Annotated in this window: 25 protein-coding genes; 21 read left to right on the forward strand and 4 right to left on the reverse strand. The window is 55.3% G+C overall.

The window, feature by feature from the left end:
• Nucleotides 1-122 precede the first annotated feature (122 nt).
• Complete coding sequence (locus tag N6G83_RS52520; RefSeq protein WP_024531116.1) at nucleotides 123-950, reverse strand: dienelactone hydrolase family protein; 828 nt, start codon at nucleotides 948-950, stop codon at nucleotides 123-125.
• Nucleotides 951-1,252: 302 nt separating this feature from the next.
• Between N6G83_RS52520 and udp the strand changes: the two genes are divergently transcribed.
• From udp to hemB, 14 genes are all read left to right on the forward strand, one after another.
• A complete protein-coding gene (gene udp / locus N6G83_RS52525; RefSeq protein WP_024531115.1) occupies nucleotides 1,253-2,014 on the forward strand; it encodes a uridine phosphorylase in 762 nt (253 codons plus the stop codon).
• Between the two features lie 158 nt (nucleotides 2,015-2,172).
• Complete coding sequence (locus N6G83_RS52530) at nucleotides 2,173-2,955, forward strand: tyrosine-protein phosphatase (protein WP_024531114.1); 783 nt, start codon at nucleotides 2,173-2,175, stop codon at nucleotides 2,953-2,955.
• Nucleotides 2,956-3,041: 86 nt separating this feature from the next.
• On the forward strand, nucleotides 3,042-3,572 hold the full coding sequence (locus N6G83_RS52535; RefSeq protein ID WP_024531113.1) for a DedA family protein: 531 nt from the start codon (nucleotides 3,042-3,044) through the stop codon (nucleotides 3,570-3,572).
• A gap of 291 nt (nucleotides 3,573-3,863) precedes the next feature.
• Nucleotides 3,864-4,646, forward strand: a complete 783-nt coding sequence (locus N6G83_RS52540) for a histidine phosphatase family protein (protein ID WP_248006653.1) — start codon at nucleotides 3,864-3,866, stop codon at nucleotides 4,644-4,646.
• A 108-nt stretch (nucleotides 4,647-4,754) separates the two neighbouring features.
• The gene (locus N6G83_RS52545; RefSeq protein WP_074032116.1) at nucleotides 4,755-6,068 is read left to right on the forward strand and encodes an OprD family outer membrane porin; all 1,314 of its coding nucleotides are present in this window, start codon (nucleotides 4,755-4,757) and stop codon (nucleotides 6,066-6,068) included.
• Between the two features lie 142 nt (nucleotides 6,069-6,210).
• Nucleotides 6,211-7,758, forward strand: coding sequence for a DNA recombination protein RmuC (gene rmuC, locus N6G83_RS52550; protein ID WP_024531110.1), 1,548 nt, complete (start codon nucleotides 6,211-6,213; stop codon nucleotides 7,756-7,758).
• 78 nt (nucleotides 7,759-7,836) lie between these two features.
• Complete coding sequence (gene ubiE, locus N6G83_RS52555) at nucleotides 7,837-8,592, forward strand: bifunctional demethylmenaquinone methyltransferase/2-methoxy-6-polyprenyl-1,4-benzoquinol methylase UbiE (protein WP_021181470.1); 756 nt, start codon at nucleotides 7,837-7,839, stop codon at nucleotides 8,590-8,592.
• Between the two features lie 13 nt (nucleotides 8,593-8,605).
• On the forward strand, nucleotides 8,606-9,214 hold the full coding sequence (locus tag N6G83_RS52560) for an SCP2 domain-containing protein (protein ID WP_024485462.1): 609 nt from the start codon (nucleotides 8,606-8,608) through the stop codon (nucleotides 9,212-9,214).
• Nucleotides 9,211-10,842: a ubiquinone biosynthesis regulatory protein kinase UbiB gene (ubiB, locus tag N6G83_RS52565; protein WP_024531109.1), complete on the forward strand. Its 1,632-nt coding sequence runs from the start codon at nucleotides 9,211-9,213 to the stop codon at nucleotides 10,840-10,842. Before N6G83_RS52560 ends, ubiB begins: the two co-directional genes overlap by 4 nt.
• Before the next feature lie 129 nt (nucleotides 10,843-10,971).
• The gene (gene tatA / locus N6G83_RS52570; RefSeq protein ID WP_024485464.1) at nucleotides 10,972-11,238 is read left to right on the forward strand and encodes a Sec-independent protein translocase subunit TatA; all 267 of its coding nucleotides are present in this window, start codon (nucleotides 10,972-10,974) and stop codon (nucleotides 11,236-11,238) included.
• A 3-nt stretch (nucleotides 11,239-11,241) separates the two neighbouring features.
• Nucleotides 11,242-11,814 carry a Sec-independent protein translocase protein TatB gene (tatB, locus tag N6G83_RS52575; RefSeq protein ID WP_074032118.1) on the forward strand — a complete coding sequence of 191 codons (573 nt, stop codon included), beginning with the start codon at nucleotides 11,242-11,244 and terminating at the stop codon, nucleotides 11,812-11,814.
• Between the two features lie 3 nt (nucleotides 11,815-11,817).
• Nucleotides 11,818-12,588 carry a Sec-independent protein translocase subunit TatC gene (gene tatC, locus N6G83_RS52580; RefSeq protein ID WP_024531107.1) on the forward strand — a complete coding sequence of 257 codons (771 nt, stop codon included), beginning with the start codon at nucleotides 11,818-11,820 and terminating at the stop codon, nucleotides 12,586-12,588.
• Nucleotides 12,589-12,641: 53 nt separating this feature from the next.
• Nucleotides 12,642-13,424, forward strand: coding sequence for a 3'-5' ssDNA/RNA exonuclease TatD (tatD, locus tag N6G83_RS52585; protein ID WP_211136111.1), 783 nt, complete (start codon nucleotides 12,642-12,644; stop codon nucleotides 13,422-13,424).
• Between the two features lie 14 nt (nucleotides 13,425-13,438).
• On the forward strand, nucleotides 13,439-14,461 hold the full coding sequence (gene hemB, locus N6G83_RS52590) for a porphobilinogen synthase (RefSeq protein ID WP_021181463.1): 1,023 nt from the start codon (nucleotides 13,439-13,441) through the stop codon (nucleotides 14,459-14,461).
• 42 nt (nucleotides 14,462-14,503) lie between these two features.
• Here the strand turns inward: hemB and rfaH are convergent, their stop codons facing one another.
• Nucleotides 14,504-14,992, reverse strand: coding sequence for a transcription/translation regulatory transformer protein RfaH (gene rfaH / locus N6G83_RS52595; protein ID WP_074032120.1), 489 nt, complete (start codon nucleotides 14,990-14,992; stop codon nucleotides 14,504-14,506).
• 243 nt (nucleotides 14,993-15,235) lie between these two features.
• On the opposite strand from rfaH, the gene pepE reads away from it, so the two are divergent.
• The 3 genes from pepE to fre all read left to right on the forward strand — a co-directional run bounded on the left by pepE (nucleotide 15,236) and on the right by fre (nucleotide 18,400).
• Complete coding sequence (gene pepE / locus N6G83_RS52600) at nucleotides 15,236-15,961, forward strand: dipeptidase PepE (RefSeq protein ID WP_211136110.1); 726 nt, start codon at nucleotides 15,236-15,238, stop codon at nucleotides 15,959-15,961.
• 212 nt (nucleotides 15,962-16,173) lie between these two features.
• Nucleotides 16,174-17,670, forward strand: coding sequence for a 4-hydroxy-3-polyprenylbenzoate decarboxylase (ubiD, locus tag N6G83_RS52605; protein ID WP_024531103.1), 1,497 nt, complete (start codon nucleotides 16,174-16,176; stop codon nucleotides 17,668-17,670).
• A 28-nt stretch (nucleotides 17,671-17,698) separates the two neighbouring features.
• The gene (gene fre, locus N6G83_RS52610) at nucleotides 17,699-18,400 is read left to right on the forward strand and encodes an NAD(P)H-flavin reductase (protein ID WP_260524342.1); all 702 of its coding nucleotides are present in this window, start codon (nucleotides 17,699-17,701) and stop codon (nucleotides 18,398-18,400) included.
• A gap of 152 nt (nucleotides 18,401-18,552) precedes the next feature.
• On the opposite strand, the gene fadA is transcribed toward fre, so the two are convergent.
• Together fadA and fadB are read right to left on the reverse strand one after the other, a co-directional pair.
• Nucleotides 18,553-19,716, reverse strand: a complete 1,164-nt coding sequence (gene fadA / locus N6G83_RS52615; RefSeq protein WP_065685049.1) for an acetyl-CoA C-acyltransferase FadA — start codon at nucleotides 19,714-19,716, stop codon at nucleotides 18,553-18,555.
• 10 nt (nucleotides 19,717-19,726) lie between these two features.
• A complete protein-coding gene (gene fadB, locus N6G83_RS52620; protein ID WP_074032122.1) occupies nucleotides 19,727-21,919 on the reverse strand; it encodes a fatty acid oxidation complex subunit alpha FadB in 2,193 nt (730 codons plus the stop codon).
• A 320-nt stretch (nucleotides 21,920-22,239) separates the two neighbouring features.
• On the opposite strand from fadB, the gene pepQ reads away from it, so the two are divergent.
• From pepQ to hemG, 4 genes are read left to right on the forward strand one after another with little or no spacing between them, the layout of a single operon-like run.
• Nucleotides 22,240-23,571, forward strand: a complete 1,332-nt coding sequence (gene pepQ, locus N6G83_RS52625; protein ID WP_024531099.1) for a Xaa-Pro dipeptidase — start codon at nucleotides 22,240-22,242, stop codon at nucleotides 23,569-23,571.
• Entirely contained in the window at nucleotides 23,571-24,185 is a 615-nt protein-coding gene (locus tag N6G83_RS52630) for an IMPACT family protein (RefSeq protein ID WP_024531098.1), read from the forward strand. Before pepQ ends, N6G83_RS52630 begins: the two co-directional genes overlap by 1 nt.
• Before the next feature lie 35 nt (nucleotides 24,186-24,220).
• On the forward strand, nucleotides 24,221-25,672 hold the full coding sequence (trkH, locus tag N6G83_RS52635; RefSeq protein ID WP_024531097.1) for a Trk system potassium transporter TrkH: 1,452 nt from the start codon (nucleotides 24,221-24,223) through the stop codon (nucleotides 25,670-25,672).
• 23 nt (nucleotides 25,673-25,695) lie between these two features.
• Nucleotides 25,696-26,229 carry a menaquinone-dependent protoporphyrinogen IX dehydrogenase gene (gene hemG, locus N6G83_RS52640; protein WP_021181453.1) on the forward strand — a complete coding sequence of 178 codons (534 nt, stop codon included), beginning with the start codon at nucleotides 25,696-25,698 and terminating at the stop codon, nucleotides 26,227-26,229.
• Nucleotides 26,230-26,280: the final 51 nt, after the last annotated feature.

The raw sequence follows: 26,280 nt of genomic DNA on the forward strand, positions 1-26,280 counted from the left end.
CTGATCTTTACATCGGGAGAGGGTTGGGGTGAGGGGATATTGGTGACAAGCATCAGGGGCACTTGCTGCCCCTGAAACTGCTGATATTCCTCACCCAACTTGGCATGTAGGGATGCGCCCCTCTATTTCACACCATGCTGGCTGAACCAGGCCAACATGCGCTGCCATCCGTCGGTGGAAGCCTCCGCGTTATAGCTTGGCCGGTAATCGGCGTGGAAAGCATGCCCCGCTTCTGGATACACCACGATTTCCGCATCGGCATTGGCCGCACGGATCGCCTGGCGCATGGTTTCCACCGTATCCAGCGGAATGCCGCCGTCTTGTCCACCGTATAGCCCAAGCACCGGCGCCGAAAGATCGGTCGCGATATCAACCGGATGCTTCGGAGAATTCAAGGTTTTCTCCCCCACCAGCTTGCCGTACCAGGCCACTGCCGCCTTCAGCTGCGGATTATGCGCGGCATACAGCCAGGTGATGCGGCCGCCCCAGCAGAAACCGGTGATCGCCAACCTGCTGGCATCGCCGCCGTGGCGCGTTGCCCAGTGCGCAGCGTGATCCAGATCGGCCAATACCTGGCTGTCTGGCACCTTGCTGACCAGCTTTTGCATCAGCTCGCTGATTTCGCTGTACTCTCTGGCATCGCCCTGGCGGAAATAGAGTTCTGGAGCGATGGCCAGATAGCCCTGCTTAGCCAAGCGGCGACACAGATCCTGAATGTGTTCATGCACGCCAAAAATTTCCTGCACGACCAGCACAATTGGGAACGGCCCTTGATGATGGGCCGGTTTGGCGATATAGGCTGGCAGATCGTCCCCCTGCGAAGGGATGGTGGTTTCCCCCACGTGTATATCCTGCACATCGGTCAGAATGGTCGAGGTGGCCAACGGTGCGACGGCCGGGGTAAATCCCCCTTTGGCCTGTTTTAACGTTATTTGTTGTTCTGTTTTCATTGATTGCAGGCTCCATGCGTTAGAGAAAAAGCGCGGCAGTTAACTATAGGCAGATTAGCGCTTATTAGCACAGCATGGCGAATTTTCGCTCAGGATAGCAATGACTGCTCAGGCAGCAACTTGGTATAAACTGAGTGGAGATTAAGCGTGCTAGGGTTTTTTATGTGATTTAAATCACAAAAATAATGTAGATGAATTTCTGTTTCTTTATTCAAGGTGATGATCATCACGAAATTTAACAGCGATTGTCAGTAGAATCTCTGTTTGTTCCTCCCAAAAACCGTATCCATGAGGAGTCCCCCATGTCTCAGTCTGACGTTTTCCACCTCGGTCTCACTAAAAACGATCTGCAAGGCGCTACATTGGCCATCGTCCCTGGCGATCCGCAGCGTGTTGAGAAAATTGCCAAGCTGATGGAAAACCCGGTTCACCTGGCTTCCCACCGCGAATTTACCTCTTGGCGTGCAGAACTGGATGGCAAGGCCGTGATCGTGTGCTCAACCGGTATCGGTGGCCCGTCTACCTCGATCGCCGTTGAAGAGTTGGCACAGCTGGGTATTCGTACCTTCCTGCGTATCGGCACGACCGGTGCCATTCAGGCCAATATCAACGTGGGCGACGTGCTGGTGACAACCGCTGCTGTGCGCCTCGACGGTGCCAGCTTGCACTTTGCCCCAATGGAATTCCCGGCAGTGGCGGACTTTGCCTGTACCACTGCGCTGGTTGAAGCTGCCAAGGCCAGCGGTGCTACCACGCATATCGGCGTGACCGCCTCTTCCGATACCTTCTATCCAGGCCAGGAACGTTACGACACTTATTCCGGCCGTGTGGTCAGCCGCTTTAAGGGCTCGATGGAGGAGTGGCAGTCGATGGGCGTGATGAACTATGAAATGGAATCCGCCACCCTGCTGACCATGTGCGCCAGCCAGGGCCTGCGTGCGGGGATGGTTGCCGGTGTGATCGTTAACCGCACCCAGCAAGAGATCCCGAATGCGGAAACCATGAAGAAGACTGAAAGCCAGGCGGTGCAAATCGTCGTTGAGGCTGCTCGCCGTCTGCTGTAATCCAAATCCTCGTTAAAAGCGGGCCGTTTGACGGCCCGTTTCCCCTTCTGTTACGGTTATCCCCCTCTGCGTCATGCTGCTGGCCTTCTGTTGTTGGTGTTTACCGATTGCTGGCTGATGTGGCGGCATATCCCGAGACAATCAATGTAAGGACGTCTATGACCGCTCAGATCCTGCTCCATCCTTCACTTGCGCCGCTTGACGGTGGTATCAACTTCCGCGATTTAGGCGGTAACAGCGTGGCCGATGGCCGCCGTATCAAACGCGGGCTGCTGTTTCGTTCCGGCGCTCTGGATCGCTTGAGTGAAAACGACTGTCGCTACCTGGCTCAGATGCCAATGCGTTCGGTGCTGGACTACCGCGACTTCGACGAAGTGCAGGCCAAACCTGACGTGCTATGGTCGGGAGCCGACTATTACCACGTGCCGGCCAATCCACTCAGCAGCGAAGTGAATGCCAACCTTGAAAAACTCACCGACGAAACGCTGGCCAAGTTTGATGCCCGGGCTTTTATGCTGGAGCTGTACCGCCGCCTGCCGTTCAATAACGCCGCCTATCGCCAACTGGCGCAGTTGCTGGCTCAGCCTGAAGGCGGTGCGATTGTGCAGCACTGTGCGGTAGGCAAAGACCGTACCGGAGTCGGTTCGGCGATGGTGTTGCTGGCTCTGGGGGCGGATGAAGCTACGGTAATGGAAGATTATCTGCTGACGGAAACCACGCTGGCGAGCTACCGTGAATATATGTTGGAGCAGATGTCTATCCGCCTGAACGACGCCTCGGTGGCGCAGTTTGCCTATGTGCTTAGCGCACGTGAAGAGTTCCTGGCGACCGCGTTGGGTTGCATTCATGAGCAATATGGCTCCACCAGCCGTTGGTTGGAGGCCGAATATGGGCTGGGGCAACGCCAGCTCGAGACGTTGCAGGCACTCTATCTGGAATAACGGCACCATGTTTAACCGGGGTTTAACCAGTGAGGGAGGGGACTGCGTATTCTTGAGGTCGGATCCGTTCTCAAAAGGAGCAGGCTATGAGCCTCAATGACGTCATTCACTGGGTAGGTGAAGTGGTACGCCAGCATGAAGCCTGGGCGATCCCGATCGTCTTCTTCCTTGCATTTGGCGAGTCGCTGGCCTTCCTCTCGTTGTTGTTGCCTGCCACGGTTATTCTGCTGGGGTTGGGGGCGTTGATTGGCGAGAGCGGCATTGCCTTTTGGCCGCTCTGGGCTGCGGCCGCCGCCGGTGCCTTCTTTGGGGACTGGCTCTCCTATTGGGTCGGCTATCACTATCAGGGGCGCGTCGCTCATATGTGGCCGCTGTCACGCAATCCACAGCTGTTGGTGCGTGGCCATGCGTTTTTTGAGCGATGGGGCGTACTGGGCATTTTCTTTGGGCGCTTCTTCGGGCCGTTGCGCGCCGTGGTGCCGCTGGTGGGGGGCATCTGTGCCATGCCGCAAACCGCGTTCCAGATTGCCAATGTGGCCTCGGCAATGGTCTGGGCTTTCGGCATCCTGGCACCTGGCGCCTTTGGTATCAAATGGTTTACCCAGTGGATGGCATGAACCGGTGCCGTGCCAATTAGCCTCATATTTTAATTATTCAGCGTCACAGTGAGAATTCGATCACGAATTTATCCTTATCCGGTGCTTTTTAATTCCCTTATTTTTTAACAGTGTTATTTTCCCAATAAGTGGATTGTTACTGTGAATAAACAGGCAAAACCCAAACCCGTTGACGAACCAATGTCATGGGTTTGGGTTTTTTTTCGCCCTTATTTTGGCAAATGATCTGCCGATGATTAAAAAAATTAACCTATAGACGTTATTTTGTTCACTAAGGAAAAAGTAATGAAAATTAAAACCTGGCTACTGGCCTCCGTAGTTGCCGTTTCCTCTGCTGCGGCTTTCAACGTCACTGCCGCGCAAAGCGATAGCGTCGATATCTATTTTGCTCGCCACGGTAAAACGCTGCTCAATACCTACGATCGCGTGCAGGGCTGGGCTGACTCACCACTGACACCGGCTGGGATCGAAACCGCGCGCTATCTGGGTGCCGGGTTGAAGGGGATCCCTTTCGATAGCTTCTACACCAGCGACGCTGGCCGCCAGCGTGAAACGATGCAGGTGATCCTCAAGGAAATGGGCAAGTCGGATGCCAAGGTCACGGAACTGACCGACCTGCGCGAAATGTTCTTCGGCGGTTTTGAAGGGCGCGCTAACGCAGAAATGGCCGACGCTGCTGCCAAGAAGCTGGGCCTGGCCTCTGGTGCCGAGATGTTCAAGCAAATGGGCGAAGGCAAGATCAGCCTGATCCCGATGGTGGATGCCATCACGCAAAGCGATGATAAGCAAGAGGCGGAAAGTGCGCTGCAGGTCAAAACCCGTATGCAACGAGCCTTGCATACCATGGTGCAGAATGCCGTAAAAAATGGGGATAAAAACATCCTGGCGGTCTCTTCCGGGCTCTCGATGCAGATGATGATTTCCGATATGACCGATAACCCGAACAAAAATAAGCCACTGACTAATGCGGCAGTCGTCAAGATGACTTATAAAGACGGGAAATATACCGTAACCGATATTGGCGATATGACTTATGTCGCTAAAGGGAAAGCGTTACTAAATAAAGCACCTTGATTATTACCCAATAAAAATAACGCACCCTTTTGGCTCAGGGATATTATCTGAGGCGATAGCATATCGCCTCGGCAGGGATTTTCTATACCTTTTTCGGGGATAACAATAATGAAACGTTCTGCTTTAAGCTGTCTGATCGCTATTTCGCTATTCTCCACTGCGGCCCAGGCCAGCGTTGATGACGTCCTGGATTCGTCCTTTTTCAGCGACAGCCACGCTGAACTGTCGCTGAAAAACTACTGGAAGTACCTCAAGGAAGATGCCGCCAACCCAAAAGAGGTGCACAACGCCTGGGGGCAAGGGCTGGCGCTGGGTTATCAGTCTGGCTATCTGGCGGACTTTATCGGCGTTAATCTCGATTACTACAGCGCGGTAAAGTTGGGTGCCAGCGATTACTTCAATACTCGTGGGGTGCTATATAACAACGGTCCCGGCAACAGCAAAGAGAATGCTGCTGGTTATAGCAAGGTGGGCCAACGCTATATCAAGCTGAAAGGCGACGTAGGTGGCGCGGCGCTGAATGCGCAGGCTGGCTGGCAGGTGTTGCGTAACTACGGCGTGATTTCCACCTCCACTCGCCTGTCGCCTACGACTTACCTGGGTTGGTCCGGTGGCGTATCCGGTGCCGGGCTCTCTTTGCGCGGCGCGTATGTTGAACGTTCTATGGATCGTAACTCCCCTGACAGCCTGCGTTTGCAGACCAACGATGGCCGCTATATCAACCATCTCGCCAGCGCTGAGTTGGGCTATGAGAATAAGCAATTTAATGGGCAACTGGCCTATGGGGAATCTCAGGACTATTTACGCCGCCAGATCTTGCGGGTGGGGTACAAAGCCAATGAGAAACTCAGCCTGGGCAGCCAGATTTACACCACTCAGGCGCTGGATGACTATAAACAGATGGCGCTGAGCAAGCGCAACTTCGATCATAACGCCAACCACTATGCGCTGGATGCCAAATGGCAGGAACCGCTATGGAGCGTCAAGGTCGGCATCGCCCATACGCGAGCACCGAAGGGCGACGGCCAGCTTGGTTTCTACCCGCGCCATATGTCCAAAAATTCACGCGGTACCTTTACCTCCATGGCCTATGCGGGTGAAGACTATATGCGCGATGGCGAAACCATGCTGGCCACCATGGCCGAATACCGCATCACGCCTGAGTTTACCGCCGGGCTGGCGGGCAACGTGGGCCAGTTTAGCTACCAAGGTGCCGCGGTGCGTACCGGTGAGATCAACGTCTTTGGCCGCTGGGCTCCCTCCCATCCCAAGCTGAAAAACCTGACGGTATTCGCCATGGCTGGGCCGGGTTGGTCTTATAAGAACAGCAATAAAACGCCGATACTGGTGGATGGGCATTCGCAGACCTCCCACTCGCTGTCCGGCGAGTTTATTGCCGAATATCGCTTCAAGCTGTTTTAACCTGCCTTATTAGCGCGGTACCGCCGTGGTTACCGCGCTCACTTCCACATAAAAACAGACTGGACATCCATACAGGCTCCCTTTAACGTGGCAGGCATCAGGCGTAAAACGCGCCGCAAGTGCATGTATGACAGGAGGCAGGGTGGATACCAGTTTGGTTTACGGTATTGGTGGCGTAGCGATAGGTTTACTGCTGGGGTGGCTGATCGCCAGCCTGCGTGCGCAGCAGCACGGTGCGCAACATGAAACCGACATGCGTCTGCTGGAACAGTCTTTACAGCAGGCACAGCTTGAAACTGCCTCCCGCCAAGAGACGCTGCAACGCCACGAACAGCTGCTACGGCAAAACGATCTGGAACTGCGCACCCTGCACAGCCAACTGGCCGCCGGGCAGGAGAGGCTGCAACAGCTCAACCATTGGCGCAATGAATGTGAATTGCTGAATCAGGAGCTACGGGCGCAGCGTGAAGTCAACAGCGCTCAGGAAGCCGAACTGCGTGAGGTGACGATCCGCCTGGAAGAGACCCGGATGGCCGCAGAAGAGAAACAGCGGCTGTTGATCAGCAGTGAACAACGTTTGACCACCCAGTTTGAGAACCTGGCCAACCGCATTTTCGAAAACAGCGGCCGCAAGGTGGATGAGCAAAATAAGCAAAGCCTGGATCGCCTGTTGCTGCCGTTACGCGAGCAGTTGGACGGTTTCCGCCGCCAGGTGCAGGACAGCTTTGGCCAGGAAGCACGCGAACGCCATACATTGACGCACGAAATCCGTAATCTGCAACAGTTGAATGCGCAAATGGCTCGCGAGGCGCTCAATCTCACCAAGGCGCTAAAAGGCGATAACAAAACCCAGGGTAATTGGGGCGAGGTGGTGCTGAGCCGCGTGTTGGAAGCCTCTGGCCTGCGTGAAGGACATGAGTATGAGACGCAGGTTAATGTGCGGCTGGATAGCCAAAGCCGTATGCAGCCAGACGTGATCGTGCGTTTGCCACAGGGTAAAGACGTGGTGATCGACGCCAAAATGTCGCTGGTGGCCTATGAGCGTTATTTCAACAGTGAAGATGACTTCGAGCGGGAAGCGGCGTTGACCGAGCATATCACTTCGCTGCGTGGGCACATTCGCGTGTTGGGCCGTAAGGATTATCAACAGCTGCCTGGCCTGCGTTCGCTGGATTATGTGCTGATGTTTATCCCGGTGGAACCGGCCTTCCTGTTGGCTATCGATCGTGAGCCGGAGCTGATTAGCGAGGCATTGCAACATAATATCATGCTGGTCAGCCCAACCACTTTGCTGGTGGCGCTGCGTACCATTACCAACCTGTGGCGCTATGAGCATCAGAGTCAGAACGCCCAGCGGATCGCCGATCGCGCCGCCCGCCTGTATGACAAGATGCGCCTGTTCGTTGACGATATGTCGGCCTTGGGGCAGAGCCTGGATAGGGCGCAGGGCAGTTATCACCAGGCGATGAATAAACTGAGCGAAGGCCGTGGTAATCTTATCGGCCGCATCGAGGGCTTCCGCGCGCTTGGGGTTGAGATTAAACGTCCCATCAACCCGCTTTTGGCGCAGCAGGCATCGGAACAACAGGATGATGAGCTGCTCTCTGAGCCAGACGAGGATATCGCCTCGCTGCCTGGGGAAGAGAACGACGATAGTAACGAAGAACCGCATCGCGCATCGCACGGATGATACCGTTGCAAGGTGGGGTATTACGCGGCTTTCTGGTACACTCCACGACACTAAATTGACTGAATGGCAGGCAGGACAATGGCAGATCAAGCGCAGGAAACCACCGATTTTGGCTTTCGTACCGTAGCAAGAGACGAGAAGCAGGCCATGGTGGCCAACGTTTTTCACTCGGTAGCGGCAAAATATGACGTGATGAACGACCTGATGTCGTTTGGTATCCATCGTATCTGGAAGCGTTTTACCATCGATTGCAGCGGCGTACGCCGCGGCCAGCGTGTGCTGGATCTGGCCGGTGGTACTGGCGATCTGGCCGCCAAGTTCTCCCGCATGGTGGGCGAGCAGGGGCAGGTGGTGCTGGCGGATATCAACGATTCCATGCTCAAGATGGGGCGCGAAAAGCTGCGTGACCACGGTATCGTTGGCAATATCAGCTACGTGCAGGCCAACGCCGAAGCTCTGCCGTTCCCGGATAACTATTTTGACTGCATCACCATCTCCTTTGGCCTGCGCAACGTCACCGACAAAGACAAAGCACTGCGCTCGATGTTCCGTGTGCTGAAACCGGGTGGCCGCTTGCTGGTGCTGGAGTTTTCCAAGCCGCTGCTGGAGCCGCTGAGCAAGGCTTACGACGCCTATTCCTTCCACGTGCTGCCAAAAATTGGTGAGCTGGTGGTGAAAGATCCGGACAGCTACCGCTATCTGGCAGAATCGATCCGCATGCACCCCGATCAGGAAACCCTGAAGGGGATGATGGCTGCGGCCGGCTTCGAGAACGTCAACTACTTCAACCTGACCGGCGGCATCGTGGCGCTGCACCGGGGCTTCAAGTTCTGATATGGAAATGCCGATGCTGCTAACCCCGTTACTGACCGGCGTGCTGGAAACCTCGCTTAATAGCCTGCTGTTTCGCGATCGTAGCATGAAAGCCGCCCGCCAAAGGCTGGCGGGTAAAGTGTTACGTATCGAGCTACAGGAACTCTCTTCGCCGTTGGTACTGCTGTTCAGCGAACAGCGCGTGGATGTGCTTGGCCAATCAGAAGATAGCGCCGACTGTACGGTGCAAACCCGCGTACCGGTGCTGCTGAAATTACGCGATCGCCAGCAACTTTCCCCGCTGATGCGTAGCGGTGAGCTGATTGTCGAAGGCGATATTCAGGTGGTGCAACAGCTGGTCGGTTTGCTCGATCTGGCAGAGTGGGATCCGGCGGAATGGCTGGCGCCTTATGTGGGCGACATCGCTGCGCAAGGGGTTAGTCAGATCGTAGGTAAAGGTTTAGGCCTGCTGAAATCCGGTTTGCAGAGCCAGCAACGCTACGTGGCCGAAACGTTGACCGAAGAGTGGCGTATGGCTCCCGGCCCGCTTGAAGTGGTGTGGTTTAACGAAGAGGTTGATGCCACCGTTCGCAGTGTGGACGCACTGATTGCTCGTCTGGACAAGTTGGAGGGTAAGCGATGACCCCTGGCGAAATTTGCCGCCTGTATTTGATCGTGCGCGTTTTCCTGAGCTATGGACTGGATGAACTGATCCCCAAGATGCGCTTGACGCTGCCGCTGCGCATTGGCCGCCGCCTGCTGTTCTGGATGCCGAACCGCCATAAAGGCCAGCCGTTGGGCGAACGCCTGCGCCTGGCGCTGCAAGAACTGGGCCCGGTGTGGATCAAGTTCGGTCAGATGATGTCGACCCGCCGCGATCTGTTCCCACCCCACATTGCCGACCAACTGACGCTGTTGCAGGACCGAGTGGCGCCGTTCGATGGTGCGCTGGCACGTAAGCATATCGAGTTGGCGATGGGCGGCCCGCTGGAAACCTGGTTCGATGACTTTGACCAGCAGGCGCTGGCGTCGGCTTCGATTGCCCAGGTGCATACCGCCCGGCTGAAAACGACCGGCCAAGAGGTGGTGCTGAAGGTGATCCGCCCGGACATTGGGCCGATTATCAAAGCCGATGTGCGCCTGATGTATCGCCTGGCAGGCTGGGTGCCCAAGCTTATGCCGGACGGTCGCCGTTTGCGTCCGCGCGAAGTGGTGCGTGAATATGAGAAAACCCTGCTCGATGAGCTGAACCTGCTGCGTGAAGCGGCCAACGCCATCCAGCTGCGCCGTAATTTTGACGGTAGCCCGATGCTCTACGTGCCAGAGGTTTACTCCGATTACTGCCGCGAGAGCGTGCTGGTGATGGAGCGGATTTACGGCATCCCGGTATCGGATATTGCGGCTCTGGAACAGCAGAACACCAATATGAAACTGCTGGCCGAGCGTGGCGTCCAGGTATTCTTTACCCAGGTGTTCCGCGATAGCTTCTTCCATGCCGACATGCACCCAGGCAATATTTTCGTCAGCTATGAGCACCCGGAAGATCCGTGTTATATCGGCATCGACTGCGGTATCGTGGGTTCCCTGAACAAAGACGACAAGCGCTATCTGGCGGAAAACTTTATCGCCTTCTTCAACCGCGACTACCGTAAGGTGGCGGAGCTGCACGTTGATTCTGGCTGGGTACCGCGTGATACCAACGTGGAAGATTTTGAGTTCGCCATTCGTACTGTCTGCGAGCCGATCTTTGAAAAACCGCTGGCGGAAATTTCGTTCGGCAACGTACTCTTGAACCTGTTCAATACCGCACGCCGTTTCAATATGGAAGTGCAGCCGCAACTGGTATTACTGCAAAAGACGCTGCTGTACGTTGAGGGCCTAGGCCGCCAGCTCTATCCGCAACTGGATCTGTGGACCACGGCAAAGCCGTTCCTGGAAAGCTGGCTGCGGGATCAGGTAGGCATTCCGGCGGTGATCCGCGCGCTGAAAGAAAAAGCGCCGTTCTGGGCCGAGAAACTGCCTGAGTTACCGGAACTGTTTTATGACAGCCTGCAACAGCATAAACTGTTGCAACAAAGCGTCGATAAATTGACCGGTCAGATGCAGGCGCAACGCGTTCGGCAAGGTCAATCACGGTATTTGTTTGGGGTTGGCGCTACACTGTTAGTCAGTGGTACGATTTTACTGCTGGGAGGCGTGGAGGTGTTTCCTGCCTGGATGATGGCCGCAGGCGTAGTGGCCTGGGTCGTCGGTTGGAAACGCACCGTCTGAATAAATTAACCATCAGGTTAAGCGTTGTCGCTGTAGCCCTGCAAAAACGGGGCATATCCAACACAAAGATGAAGGGTATATAATGCGGCAACTTGAAAATTACCCTTTTAATCTCTAGAGGTAACTGTAATGGGCGGTATTAGTATTTGGCAATTGTTGATCATCGCGGTGATCGTGGTGCTGCTGTTTGGTACCAACAAACTGCGTACGCTGGGCTCCGATCTGGGTGCATCAATCAAGGGCTTCAAAAAAGCCATTGGCGACGACAACAGCGCTGCACCAACCAACACCACTGAAAAAACCAACCACGATGCTGACTTTGCGGCCAAGCCTATCACCGATAAGCAGCCGGAAGTGAAAGCAGCGGAAGAGTCGAAGAACAAAGAGCAGGTATAAACCGTGTTTGACATTGGGTTTGGTGAACTGCTGCTGGTACTGGTGATTGGCCTGGTGGTACTTGGGCCAGAACGGTTACCAGTGGCGGTCAGAACCGTTGCGGGCTGGATCCGAGCGCTGCGCTCTCTGGCAGCTTCGGTGCAGAATGAGCTGACGCAGGAATTGAAGCTGCAAGAACTGCAGGAAAGCCTGAAAAAGGCGGAGAAAGCGGGCTTGCAGAATTTAACGCCGGAACTCAAAGCTTCAATGGATGAGCTGAAAGAGGCGGCTGAGTCGCTGAAACGTTCTTATCACGTCGATAAGGACGAGCCACCGCATACCATCCACAATCCAGTGGTCACCGATCCTGAAGCCATCCACGACGGCGTGACTCCGGCGGAAGCGGCGACTACCGCTTCGGCACCTGTTGCCACACCGCAGCCCACTGAACCTGCACCAGCCGTGCAAAGCGAGCCGGTGGTGCCCTCCGTGGCTCAGGCAACGGTCGTGGATCAGCAAATCCCTGCAAAGCAGGCCATCCCAGAGCCTGTGGCGGATAAATCCCCTGCGTCTCAACAACCTAGTGGCGAACGTTAAAACATGGCCGTTGAAGATACCCAACCGCTTATCAGTCATCTGATTGAACTGCGTAAGCGGCTGTTAAATTCGATCATCAGCGTGCTGGCGATCTTTATCGTGTTGGTGTTTTTCGCTAACGATATTTATCAGATCGTTTCTGCACCGCTGATCGAGCAGTTGCCTGCCGGGGCGAGCATGATCGCCACCGACGTGGCTTCACCGTTCTTTGCTCCGATCAAGTTGACGATGATGGTTTCGGTGATCGTTGCCGCGCCTTTCATTCTCTATCAGGTCTGGGCCTTTATCGCTCCTGCGTTGTACCAGCATGAACGCCGCCTGATGATGCCGTTGCTGGTTTCCAGCAGCCTGTTGTTCTATCTGGGGATGGCGTTTGCCTACTTTGTTGTGTTCCCGTTGGCCTTTGGCTTTTTTGCCAAAACTGCACCCATCGGCGTCACGATTGCGACCGATATCAGCAACTACCTGAGTTTTGTCATGGCGCTGTTTATGGCGTTCGGCGTGGCTTTTGAAGTGCCGGTTGCCATTATTCTGCTGTGCTGGAGCGGTGTCACTACGCCAGAAGACCTGCGTAAGAAACGCCCGTATGTGTTGGTCGGGGCTTTCGTGGTCGGCATGCTGTTGACGCCGCCGGACGTGTTCTCGCAAACCCTGTTGGCGATCCCGATGTACCTGCTGTTTGAGGTTGGCGTGTTCTTCGCCCGCTTCTATGTAGGGAAGCGGCGCAAGCCGGTAGAGGAAGAAGAGGAAGGCGAAGAGCCACCAGCATCCTGATACTCGTCTGTCCCTAAGCCGCCCATCGGGCGGCTTTTGCTTTGGAAAAATCCATGTTTGATATTGGCGTCAATCTTACCAGCTCCCAATTTGCCAAAGATGCCACACAGGTGGTTGAGCGAGCCAAAACGGCAGGCGTGACGGGGATACTGATCACCGGCACCAACGCACAGCAAAGCGAGGCGGCCAGCGAACTGGCCCGTGCGCATAGTGGTTATTGCTGGTCTACGGCGGGCGTGCATCCGCATGATGCCAGCAGTTGGAACGATGAGGTTGCGCAGCATATTCACCAGTTGGCATCGCAGCCCTTCGTGGCCGCCATTGGCGAGTGTGGGCTGGATTTTAACCGTAATTTTTCCACCCCGGTACAGCAGGAACTGGCTTTCAACGCTCAACTGGCATTGGCCGCCGAGCTCAATATGCCGGTCTTCCTGCATTGCCGGGACGCACACGCACGTTTTGTTGCACTGCTGACTCCCTGGTTGGATAAACTGCCCGCCGCAGTTGTGCATTGCTTCACCGGCAGCGCCGAAGAGTTACAGGACTGTCTGGCGCTGGGGTTGTCGATCGGTATCACCGGTTGGGTTTGTGATGAGCGCCGGGGTCTGGAACTGCGTGCCTTGTTACCCCAAATCCCGGCCGATCGTCTGCTGCTTGAAACCGATGCCCCCTATTTGTTGCCCCGGGATTTACACCCGAAACCTGCATCTCGCCGCAACGAACCCTGTTTTCTGCCCCATATCATTCGGCAGGTTGCAACCTGGCGCGAAGAAGATCCCGCGTGGCTGGGCCAGAAAACTGATGAGAACGCCCGCCGGTTATTCCGGCTGGTCTGAGTTAGGAGAAAATTATGAGCTATGCATTTCCGGGCACCTTCCCTGGTCGCCGTATGCGCCGTGTGCGCCGTCATGACTTCAGCCGCCGTTTGGTCGCCGAGAATCAGGTAACGGTCAATGACCTGATCTACCCGGTGTTTGTCATGGAAGGTAGCAACCGTCAGGAAGCCGTTTCCTCGATGCCTGGCGTATCGCGCATGAGCATCGATCTGCTGATCAAAGAGGCGGAAGCCATTGCCAAACTCGGCGTACCGGTGATCTCTCTGTTCCCGGTGATTGAGCCTGGCCTGAAGTCGCTGCATGCTGAGGAAGCCTACAACCCGGATGGTTTGGTGCAGCGCACCGTGCGTGCGCTGAAAGATGCCGTGCCGGAGCTGGGGATCCTGACCGATGTGGCGCTCGACCCGTATACGACCCATGGGCAGGACGGGGTGATCGACGAGCATGGCTACGTGATCAACGATATCAGCAAAGAAATTCTGGTTCGCCAGGCGCTATCTCATGCTGAAGCCGGTGCCGAAATCGTGGCTCCCAGCGATATGATGGATGGTCGCATTGGCGCGATCCGCGATCAACTGGAGCTGCAAGGCCTGGTTAATACCCAGATCATGGCGTATTCCGCCAAATATGCCTCATGCTATTACGGCCCGTTCCGTGATGCGCTCGGCTCCACCGGTAACCTGAAAGGCGGCAACAAGAAAACCTATCAGATGGATCCGGCCAACGGCGACGAAGCCCTGCAAGAGATTGCTCAGGATCTGCAGGAAGGCGCGGATATGGTGATGGTGAAACCGGGGATGCCATATCTGGACGTGGTGCGCCGTGTCAAAGATACCTTCGGGGTGCCGACCTTCGCCTATCAGGTATCGGGCGAATATGCGATGCATATGGCGGCGATCCAGAACGGCTGGCTGCAGGAGCAACCGGCGGTGATGGAATCCTTGCTGTGCTTTAAGCGTGCCGGGGCTGATGGTGTGCTGACCTACTTCGCCAAGCGTGTTGCCCAGTGGCTGCATGATGATGCGATGCGCCGTTAATCGGTAGCAGACAAAACAGGCACCCTTGGGTGCCTGTTTGCATTAAAGTTTCTGGAACTGCCGGTTATCGATGCTCTGATTAATCTGCTTGTTGATCAGATTCAGCAGCAGCATCGAGCGGGCTTCACCGTCGGGTTCGGTGTAGATCGCATGTAGGCCCTCAAACACGCCATCGGTGATCAGCACCTTATCGCCCGGTTGCGGGGTCTCTGGATCTACATAGTATTCTTCGCTATGTGTCTGGAGTTCTTCGATAACCTGTAAAGGTATCTGGGTCGGTAAGGCTCCAAATCGCACAAAGTGGCTGACACCACGGGTTGCGCTGATCGTGGTGGTGTGAATACGTTCCGGATCGAATTCAACAAACAGGTAGTTGGGAAACAGCGGTTCGCTAACGGCGGTACGTTTGCCACGCACGATTTTCTCCAACGTAATAATTGGGCTCAGGCAGTTGACGGCTTGCCTTACCAGGTGTTCCTGGGCCCGTAAGAGCTGGCCGCGCTTACAATAAAGTAAATACCAAGATTCCATAGTTTCACATGCCTTTCTGTCAGCCGTTAAGCATACCAAAAGCCACTACGGATACCTAGTGACGCAAGCGTTCATCTTGTTGCCATGATTTGCGGCAATCCACGGTAGCCGGCATAAAGTCACACATTTTTTTGCCTGGTTCAGGTATAACCATAGATTCAAAATTTGTGACTGTCACAATATTGGTGGGTACGTCTGACACTCAACGTGACGTCTTTATCATTCTTGCACTGAGGGAGAGACATGGAGCTATTTTTGCTAAGTAACGGCAAGCTTTCCGGCGAGGCCGAACTGCTCGGTTATGCCAAGAGCCAGCTGTTGGCCATGATTGAACGCCGTAACATCACGTCAGCCGTATTTATTCCTTATGCCATGATCCGCGGTGATTACGACCAGCGTGCGGGGGAACTGTCGCAGATGTTGGGTATCAAGGTCACCAGCATCCATCATGCCGAGTCTCCGGCAGAGGCGATCGCGCAGGCCGAGTGTATTTTGGTCAGCGGCGGCAATACCTGGATGCTGAACCAGATGCTGCATGAAAATGGCCTGATTGTGCCAATCCAGCGTGCGGTGCGTGAGCGTGAAGTACCCTATGTGGGGTGGAGCGCTGGCTGCAACGTGGCGACGCCGAGCATCCGCACCACCAATGATATGCCGGTGCGCAACAGCGTGGTGTTGCCTGCGCTGGGGCTGTTCCCGCTACAGATCAACCCACACTATATTGATGCCCATATCAGCGGCCACATGGGTGAAACCCGTGATGAGCGCCTGGCAGAGTTCTGTGCAGTGAATCCGAGCGAGTCGGTTGTCGCACTGCGTGAAGGCAGCCTGCTGCACGTCTGCGGCAACGATCTGCGCTACTTCAGCGCCAGGGAGCAGGGCTTCAAGGTGTTCCGCCACGGGGTAGAGATACAGGAGTATCAGGACACTTTGGCATTGCGCTCTCTGGTGCCGTTCATCTGCCATTGATAAACCGAAGGGGCGCAGCATGCGGCGCCCCTACAGATTCAGCATTGTGATGACAACCCAAACCAGTAGCGCTAATGTGGGCAGATTGGCTAGAATTTGTTAATCTATCCCTTTGCTGTGAAACGCCTTAAAATCAGCCAGTTAATTAAACGTCGAGCCACCTTGAGATTTTCAGGGTTCATCGTTTAAATCTTCTATAAATCAATGGTGTAATGGCTTGCATGAAATACCGTGACCTACGCGATTTCCTCTCGTTGCTGGAAAAGAGAGGGGAACTAAAACGCATCAGCCAGCCGATTGATCCCTATCTGGAAATGACAGAAATTGCCGATCGTACGCTGCGAGCGGGCGGCCCGGCGTTGCTGTTCGAAAACCCGAAAGGCTACGATATGCCGGTGCTCTGTAACCTGTTCGGCACGCCCAAGCGGGTGGCGATGGGGATGGGGCAGGAAGACGTCAGTGCGCTGCGCGAAGTGGGCAAGCTGTTGGCGTTCCTCAAAGAGCCAGAGCCACCGAAGGGCTTTCGCGATCTGTTCGACAAGGTCCCCAAGTTCAAACAAGTGCTGAATATGCCGACCAAGGTGCTGGGCTCTGCCCCGTGCCAGGAACAGGTGTGGCAAGGGGAAGATGTCGATCTCGGCCGTATCCCGGTGATGCATTGCTGGCCGGAAGATGCTGCCCCGCTGGTCACTTGGGGGCTGACGGTTACCCGTGGCCCGCACAAAGAGCGCCAGAATCTGGGGATCTATCGCCAGCAGGTGTTGGGCAAGAACAAGCTGATTATGCGCTGGCTCTCGCACCGTGGTGGCGCGCTGGATTATCAGGAGTGGTGTCAGGAACATCCTGGTGAACGTTTCCCGGTCGCCGTTGCGCTGGGGGCCGATCCTGCCACCATTTTGGGCGCGGTGACACCGGTGCCGGATAACTTGTCTGAATATGCCTTTGCCGGGCTGTTGCGCGGCAACAAGACTGAAGTGGTCAAATGTCTGTCCTGCGATCTCGAAGTTCCTGCCAGTGCGGAAATCGTGCTGGAAGGCTATATCGAGCAAGGGGAACTGGCGCCAGAAGGCCCGTATGGCGATCACACCGGTTACTATAACGAGATCGATCATTTCCCCGTCTTTACCGTGACCCATATTACCCAGCGTCGCAACGCGATTTATCACTCGACCTATACCGGCCGCCCGCCGGATGAACCTGCGGTGATGGGAGTGGCGCTGAACGAAGTGTTTGTGCCGATCCTGCAAAAACAGTTTCCAGAAATCGTCGATTTCTACCTGCCGCCGGAAGGGTGTTCCTATCGCCTGGCGGTGGTGACCATCAAAAAACAGTACGCAGGACACGCCAAACGCGTAATGATGGGGGTCTGGTCTTTCCTGCGCCAATTTATGTATACCAAGTTTGTCATCGTTTGCGATGACGACGTGAATGCGCGTGACTGGAATGATGTGATTTGGGCGATAACCACCCGAATGGATCCGGCAAGGGATACCGTTTTAGTGGAGAATACGCCGATTGATTATCTGGACTTCGCCTCGCCGATTTCCGGGTTGGGATCGAAAATGGGCCTGGATGCCACCAATAAATGGCCGGGAGAAACCCAACGAGAGTGGGGCCGTCCGATCAAGATGGATGAGAAGGTGCGTGCGCGCATCGATGACATCTGGGATGAGCTCGCCATATTCAGTGACCGAGAACCGACGCTTTAGCGCCAGTGATGACCCGACAGAGGAACGCATGACAATCCTGAGCTGTAAAGTGACCTCCGTAGAGGCCATTACCGATACCGTTTATCGGGTACGTTTGGTGCCAGAGGCACCGTTTTCGTTCAAAGCAGGTCAATACCTGATGGTAGTGATGGATGAGCGTGATAAACGCCCGTTCTCTGTGGCCTCGACGCCAGCACAGCAAGATTATATCGAGCTGCATATTGGTGCTTCTGAACTGAACCTGTATGCCATGGCGGTGATGGATCGGGTGCTGAAAGAGCAGGCCATCACCGTGGATATTCCGCATGGTGAAGCCTGGCTGCGTGAAGAGGGCGAGCGCCCGCTGGTGTTGATTGCCAGTGGTACCGGGTTCTCTTACGCGCGCTCGATTTTACTGACCGCGCTGGAACAGCAACCCAATCGCGATATCTCTATCTACTGGGGTGGGCGTGAGCTGAAGCATCTGTATGATCTCAACGAACTGGAAGCGATTTCACTGCAATACCCAAATCTGAAGGTTATTCCGGTTGTTGAACAGCCGGAAGACGACTGGCGTGGCCGCAGTGGTACGGTGCTGAGCGCCGTGTTGCAGGATTTTGGCTCGCTGGCGGAGCATGATATCTATATCGCAGGTCGTTTCGAGATGGCGAAAATTGCCCGTGAGCGTTTCTGCGCCGAGCGTGGCGCGCTGGAAGCGCACATGTTTGGCGACGCTTTCGCGTTCATCTGATTGTACGTGCAGCAGTAAAGACGGGGTGGCCAGGTGCTGCCCCGTTTTTATTGGTGCCGAATTCCAGGCATAAAAAAACCCGCCCCTGACAGGCGGGAAGTACGGCAACAAAACCTTTGGGATGCCCTTTTGGGGCATCCAATCAGACACAGCTAAACGCGTTCAAATACCGTGGCGATCCCCTGGCCCAGGCCGATACACATGGTGGCCAGACCAAACTGCACGTCACGGCGTTCCATATTATTCAGCAGGGTGGTAGAGATGCGGGAGCCGGAGCAGCCTAATGGGTGGCCCAGGGCAATCGCACCGCCGTTAAGGTTGATCTTGTCGTCCATGCTTTCCAGCAGCCCCAGATCTTTAATGCAGGGCAGCGACTGGGCGGCAAAGGCCTCATTCAATTCAAACAGATCGATATCCTGTACGCTCAGACCGGCGCGTTTAAGTGCGAGTTTGCTGGCAGGCACCGGACCATAGCCCATGATCGAAGGATCGCATCCCACGACCGCCATTGAGCGGATGCGGGCACGCGCCTTCAGGCCGAGTGCCTTGGCGCGGGATTCGCTCATGATCAACATGGCGGAAGCGCCGTCAGACAGTGCGGAAGAGGTGCCTGCGGTGACGGTGCCGTTGACCGGGTCAAACGCCGGGCGCAATGCCGCCAGGCTGGCAACGGTGGTTTCCGGGCGGATCACTTCATCATAATCGTAACGCGTCAGTACGCCGTCGGCGTCATGGCCGGTGGTGGGGATAATTTCGTTTTTGAAATAGCCAGCCAACGTAGCGGCATGGGCACGTTGGTGGGAGCGAGCTGCAAATTCATCCTGCATTTCGCGGCTGATATTATGCATTTTGGCCAGCATTTCTGCGGTCAGGCCCATCATTCCGGCCGCTTTTGCCACGGTGCGGCTCAGGCCAGGATGGAAGTCTACGCCGTGGTTCATCGGGACGTGGCCCATATGTTCCACTCCGCCGATCAGGCTGACCTGAGCGTCACCTACCATGATTGCGCGGGCTGCGTCGTGCAAGGCCTGCATGGAAGAACCACACAGGCGGTTTACCGTTACCGCTGGCACGCTATGTGGGATCTCAGCCAACAGCGCAGCGTTACGGGCGATGTTGAAGCCTTGTTCCAGCGTCTGCTGCACGCAGCCCCAGTAAATGTCATCAATCTCAGCGGCATTCAGCGCCGGGTTACGGCTCAACACGGCACGCATCAGATGTGCGGAAAGATCTTCCGCGCGTACCTGGCGGAAAGCGCCGCCTTTTGAGCGGCCCATTGGCGTACGTACGGCATCAACAATAACTACGTTTTCCATCTTTATAACCTCATGCCGGTTGGCCAGTGGAGATATCAGACAGCGCTGCTGTCGCCACCGGGTAGTAGCTTTCATTACGTTCCGCCTTGGCACGCAGACCGGCTGGCACCTGATACAGTGCCCCCAGGTTAGCGTAACGCTGGGCCATCTCGACGTAATTGGCGGTGCCGAGCGTATCCAGATAGCGGAATGCGCCACCGTGGAACGGCGGGAAGCCGATGCCGTAAACCAATGCCATATCCGCTTCTGCCGGGCTGGCCACAATGCCTTCTTCCAGGCAGCGTACCACTTCGTTGATCATCGGGATCATCATGCGAGCGATGATCTCTTCACTGCTGAAGGTCTGGGCCGACGCGCTCACGGTTGCCAGCAGAGTGTCGGTTTGCTCGTCGTTATCTTTACGCGGCTTGCCTTTGCTATCCTGGCTGTAGCGGTAGAAGCCCAGCTGGTTTTTCTGGCCGAAGCGTTGGTTATCGAACATCACGTCGATCGCATCGCGGTAATTTTTACTCATGCGTTCAGGGAAACCGTTGGCCATCACCGCCTGGGCGTGGTGCGCGGTATCAATACCGACCACATCCAACAGATACGCCGGGCCCATCGGCCAGCCGAACTGTTTCTCCATCACTTTGTCGATCTGACGGAAGTCGGCGCCGTCGCGCAGCAGCTGACTAAACCCGGCAAAATACGGGAACAGCACTCGGTTAACGAAGAACCCAGGGCAATCATTGACCACGATCGGCGTTTTGCCCATGCGGGTGGCGTAGGCCACCACGGCAGCGATAGTGCTGTCGCTGGTGTGTTCACCGCGGATTATCTCAACCAGCGGCATGCGGTGCACCGGGTTGAAGAAATGCATACCGCAGAAGTTTTGCGGGCGCTTCAACGATTTTGCCAGGTGATTGATCGGGATGGTTGAGGTGTTGGAGGCCAGTACGGTATCTTCGCCGATCAGGGCTTCCACTTCAGACAACACCGCCGCTTTTACCTTAGGATTTTCAACTACGGCCTCAACAATCAGTTGGGCGCGTTCGATACCGGCATAGTCCAGCGTTGGCTGGATGGTTGACAGCACCTGTGCCATCTTCAGGCCATCCAACTTGCCGCGCTCCAGCTGTTTATTCAGCAGCTTGGCCGCTTCATTCATGCCGAGAGCCAGGGATTTGTCGCTGATGTCCTTCATGATCACCGGCACACCTTTCAGCGCGGATTGGTAGGCGATACCGCCCCCCATAATTCCTGCACCCAGCACGGCAGCCTGTTTCGGAGCTTCAACGTTTCTGGCCAGTTTTTTCGCCTGGCCTTTCACAAACTGATCGTTGAGGAAAATGCCCACCAGGGCGCGCGCTTCGTTAGAGCGGGCCAAAGGCACAAAGCTGGCGGTTTCCAGTTTCAACGCTTCGTCACGGCCAAGCCTGGCGGCGGCTTCGATGGTTTTTACTGCGGTCATCGGCGCAGGATAATGAATACCTGCGGTTTGCATCACCATGCCTTTGGCCGTGGTGAAACTCATTGCCGCTTCGATTGGGCTCAGCTTCAGCGGCTCCAGCTTTGGCTGACGGTAACCACGCCAATCGAGTTGGCCGTCGATCGCCTGTTGCAGCACTTTCAGCGCGGCTTCCACCAGCTTCTCCGGTGCGACCACGGCATCGACCAGGCCGACTTTCAGTGCGTCTTTTGCACCGATATCTTTCCCGGCGGCAATGATTTCCAGCGCGCTGTCGTTACCGAGCAGGCGTGGCAGACGTACTGAACCCCCGAATCCTGGCATGATGCCCAGTTTGGTTTCCGGCAGGCCGATGCGTGCGTCTGGAGAGGCGATACGGAAATCGGTCGCCAGGATACATTCGCAGCCGCCGCCTAACGCGTATCCGTTAATGGCGGAAATGGTTGGCACCGGTAAATCTTCCAGCCGGTTAAAGATGGTATTGGCAAACACCAGCCATTCATGCAGCTTTTCGGCCGGTGCGGCAAACAGCGAGAGGAACTCGGTGATGTCGGCACCCACGATGAATGCGGATTTGGCAGAGCGCAGCAGCAGCCCTTTCAACTCGGTTTGCTGTTCCAGCACCTCGAGTGCGGCACCCAGGCTGGCAACGGTGCTGGTATCCAGCTTGTTGATCGGGCCTGGTGCGTTGAACACCAACTCGGCGATGCCGTTGTCGAGCCAGTGTACTTGTAATGTTTCGCCTTGGTAGAGCATGTCGATCTCCTGAATCAGCGCAGATGATCTGGTATGACCAGATGATGAGGAGTGTGGTTTTTATGTTAATAAATTGCAAATAATAGATTGCATATTTGCAAACCGGATCACAGGGGAAATGGCTAATTGATTGATACCAAATCAAGTTATTTTTCACCCTTGGGCGCGAAACTTTGGCGCGTAGCAGCCATATCGCCCAGGGATGTAATCTGTTTGCAGCGGTTTGCGAAGCACACCTCATGCAAGAGGAGATGGGGTTGGAGCGTGGGATCAGTGTGTTAAGATGGCTCATTCCGTTCTGAGGGCATAAGGGTACTGTGATGGAAACGCTGGCTTCTTTGTATAACGACCACCTGGCAACACTGCAACAACGAGCTCGTGAAGTATTAGAGCGCAACAATCTGGATGCATTGCTAATCCATTCAGGCGAGCTGCAACGGGTCTTTCTGGACGACCACAGCTACCCGTTTAAAGTGAACGCCAACTTCAAGGCGTGGGTGCCGGTAACGTCGGTGCCGAACTGCTGGTTGTGGGTGGACGGCGTTAACAAACCAAAGCTGTGGTTCTATTCCCCGGTGGATTACTGGCATAGCGTTGAACCGCTACCCAACAGCTTCTGGACCAAATCTATTGAACTGTTGCCGCTGACCAATGCCGATGATATCGCCAGCCAACTGCCACAGCAGCGTGAGCGTGTAGGCTATATTGGCTATGCACAACAGCGGGCCCTCTCTCTTGGCATTGCGGCCGAGCACATCAACCCGCAAGCGGTGTTGAATTTCCTCGATTTCCGCCGCTCGATCAAAACCGGCTATGAGCTGGCCTGCATGCGCGAAGCGCAGAAAACGGCCGTGATGGGGCACCGTGCCGCTCATGAAGCCTTCCAGTCCGGTATGAGCGAGTTCGATATCAACCTGGCCTATCTGACCGCCACTGGCCATCGTGATACGGACGTGCCTTACGATAATATCGTGGCCCTGAATGAGCATGCGGCGGTGCTGCATTATACCAAGCTGGATCATCAACCTCCGGCCGAATCCCGCAGTTTCCTGATCGATGCGGGGGCAGAATATAACGGCTACGCTGCCGACCTGACTCGCACCTATGCGGCTCAGAGCGACAATGCATTCGCCCATCTGGTGAAAGATCTCAACAGTGAACAGCTTGCGCTGATAGATACCATGAAAGCCGGGGTGCGCTACACGGATTACCATGTACAGATGCATCAACGCATCGCCAAACTGTTGAAAAATCATAAGCTGGTAACGGGCATCAGCGAAGAGGCGATGGTCGAACAAGGCATCACCTGTCCGTTCCTGCCGCACGGCTTAGGCCACCCGCTTGGTTTGCAGGTACATGATGCCGCCGGGTTTATGCAGGATGAAAATGGTACTCATCTGGCAGCACCTGCAAAATATCCCTTCCTGCGCTGCACCCGTGTCATGCAACCAGGCATGGTGCTGACCATTGAGCCGGGCCTGTATTTCATTGAGTCCCTGTTGGCTCCTTGGCGTAGTGGCGAGTTCAGTAAACACTTTGCCTGGGATCGTATCGATGCGTTGAAACCTTACGGCGGTATCCGCATTGAGGACAATATCGTGATCCACGAAAAGCGTATTGAGAATATGACGCGCGATCTGAACCTGGCCTGATGCAGCCTTACCCCATTCCTGGCGCAGTCATCAGCGTCAGTGAAGAGATAAAGAAAAGCCGTTTCATCACCCTGCTGGCACCCACCTGTGGGGTCGAGGCGGCCAAAGCCTTTATCCAGCAGATTCGTGACGAGCATCCAACGGCCCGGCACCATTGCTGGGCTTTTGTTGCCGGTGCACCGAATGATTCGCAGCAGTTGGGGTTCTCCGATGACGGTGAACCCTCCGGCACTGCGGGCAAGCCCATCCTGAGCCAGCTAATGGGCAGTGGGATCGGTGAAATAACCGCAGTGGTAGTTCGCTACTATGGCGGGATCAAACTGGGTACCGGTGGTCTGGTGCGGGCTTACGGTAGCGGCGTACAACAGGCGCTCAAGCAGCTGGTTGTCAGCTATAAAGTCCCGCAGCTCGAATATACTTTGCAGTGCGACTATGCTCAGCTGGCAATGGTAGAAAATTTGCTACAGCTTAGTGAAGGGCGGATTGTGCATGGGGATTACGGTGCTGCCGTGGTGTTACATCTGGCGCTACCGGCCACGGGTACTGAGGCATTCGGGAATAAATTACGCGATCTCAGCCGTGGAAGTTTGCAATTAGTCCCTATATCGCAATAATTCCCACCAACTGAATTGTTAAGGATCGTGCTGAAATGCATTTTCGCGCCATAACCCGTATTGTGGGCCTGCTGGTTATCCTGTTTTCCGGGACAATGTTTATTCCTGGCCTGGTGGCATTGATATACCGCGACGGAGCGGGACGGGCATTCAGCCAGACCTTCTTTGTAGCCGTGACCATTGGCTTGATGCTGTGGTGGCCAAACCGCAAGCAGAAGCACGAATTAAAGCCGCGTGAAGGCTTCCTGATTGTGGTGTTGTTCTGGACCGTACTGGGCAGCGTGGGGGCATTACCTTTCCTGTTTTCCGAGCGGCCCAATCTTTCCCTGACAGACGCCTTTTTCGAATCCTTCTCGGGTTTAACCACCACCGGTGCCACCACCCTGGTAGGGTTAGACTCCTTGCCTAAAGCCATCTTATTCTACCGCCAGATGCTGCAATGGATGGGGGGGATGGGGATCATCGTGCTGGCTGTCGCCATACTGCCTATCCTCGGCGTCGGGGGTATGCAGCTATACCGGGCGGAAATGCCGGGTCCGTTGAAAGACAATAAAATGCGTCCGCGTATTGCCGAAACGGCTAAAACCCTATGGCTGATCTATGTGCTGCTGACGGTGGCCTGTGCGTTGGCGTTATGGGGCGCCGGCATGTCGGTGTTCGACGCTATCGGCCATAGCTTCTCAACTATCGCTATTGGAGGTTTCTCAACGCATGATGCCAGCGTGGGTTACTTCGCCAGCCCGACCATCAACACCATTATCGCGGTGTTCTTGCTGATCTCCGGTTGTAACTACGGCCTTCACTTTGCCTTGCTCAGCGGACGCAGTTTGAAAGTGTACTGGCGCGATCCGGAGTTTCGCATGTTTATCGCCGTGCAGTTCACGCTGGTGGCGGTGTGTACCGTGGTTCTGTGGTGGCACGGTATATATAAAAGCGGCCTGGAAACGCTCAATCAGGCGTTCTTCCAAGTGGTGTCGATGGCCACCACCGCAGGGTTTACCACCGACAGCATCGCCAAATGGCCACTGTTCCTGCCAATGCTCCTGCTCTGCTCTGCCTTTATCGGTGGCTGCGCGGGTTCAACGGGCGGTGGCTTGAAAGTGATTCGCATCCTGCTGCTGTATCTGCAAGGGTCGCGTGAGTTGAAGCGGCTGGTGCACCCAAATGCGGTTTACACCATCAAATTAGGCAACCGCGCATTGCCGGAGCGTATTCTTGAAGCGGTGTGGGGATTCTTCTCCGCCTATGCATTGGTATTTATCGTCAGCATGCTGGCCATTATCGCCACCGGCGTGGACGAATTCTCGGCCTTTGCCGCGGTAACGGCTACGCTGAATAACCTGGGGCCTGGCCTCGGCGTTGTCGCCGATAACTTTACCACCATGCCGCCACCGGCAAAGTGGGTACTGGTGTTGACCATGCTGTTTGGCCGTTTGGAAGTGTTTACGCTGCTGGTTCTCTTCACACCGACTTTCTGGCGTGAGTAAATGTATCTACGAGGAGTAACGCCATGAAGGCACTGATTCTCTATTCGAGCCGTGACGGACAAACGCATTCTATTGCTGCTTATATAGCTAACCAGTTGCAGGATACCCTGAACTGCGACGTTATCGATCTGCAGCAGGCAGAGCATATCGAGCTTGGGCAGTACCAACAGGTACTTATAGGAGCGTCGATACGTTACGGGCATTTCAATACGGCATTACATCGATTTGTGAAGCGCCACGCTGATCAGCTGAATCAGATGCCTAGCGCGTTTTTCGCGGTTAACCTGACGGCACGCAAACCGGAAAAGCGTTCGCCGCAAACCAACGCCTACACCCGCAAGTTCTTATTGTCATCACCTTGGCAGCCAAAGCAGTGCGCCGTGTTCGCTGGCGCGCTGCGTTATCCGCGTTATCGCTGGTTCGATCGCGTCATGATCCGCTTTATCATGAAAATGACCGGCGGAGAGACGGATACCAGTAAAGAAGTGGAATATACAGATTGGCAGCAGGTGGACCGTTTTTCCCAGGAATTCAGCCGCATCCAGTACGAAAAGTGATAGAAATGCTGCCTTGTGCAGCGTTTTGCCGAAAAAAGCCGCGCTTGAAAA

It is taken from the genome of Serratia sp. PL7, from assembly GCF_945957435.1.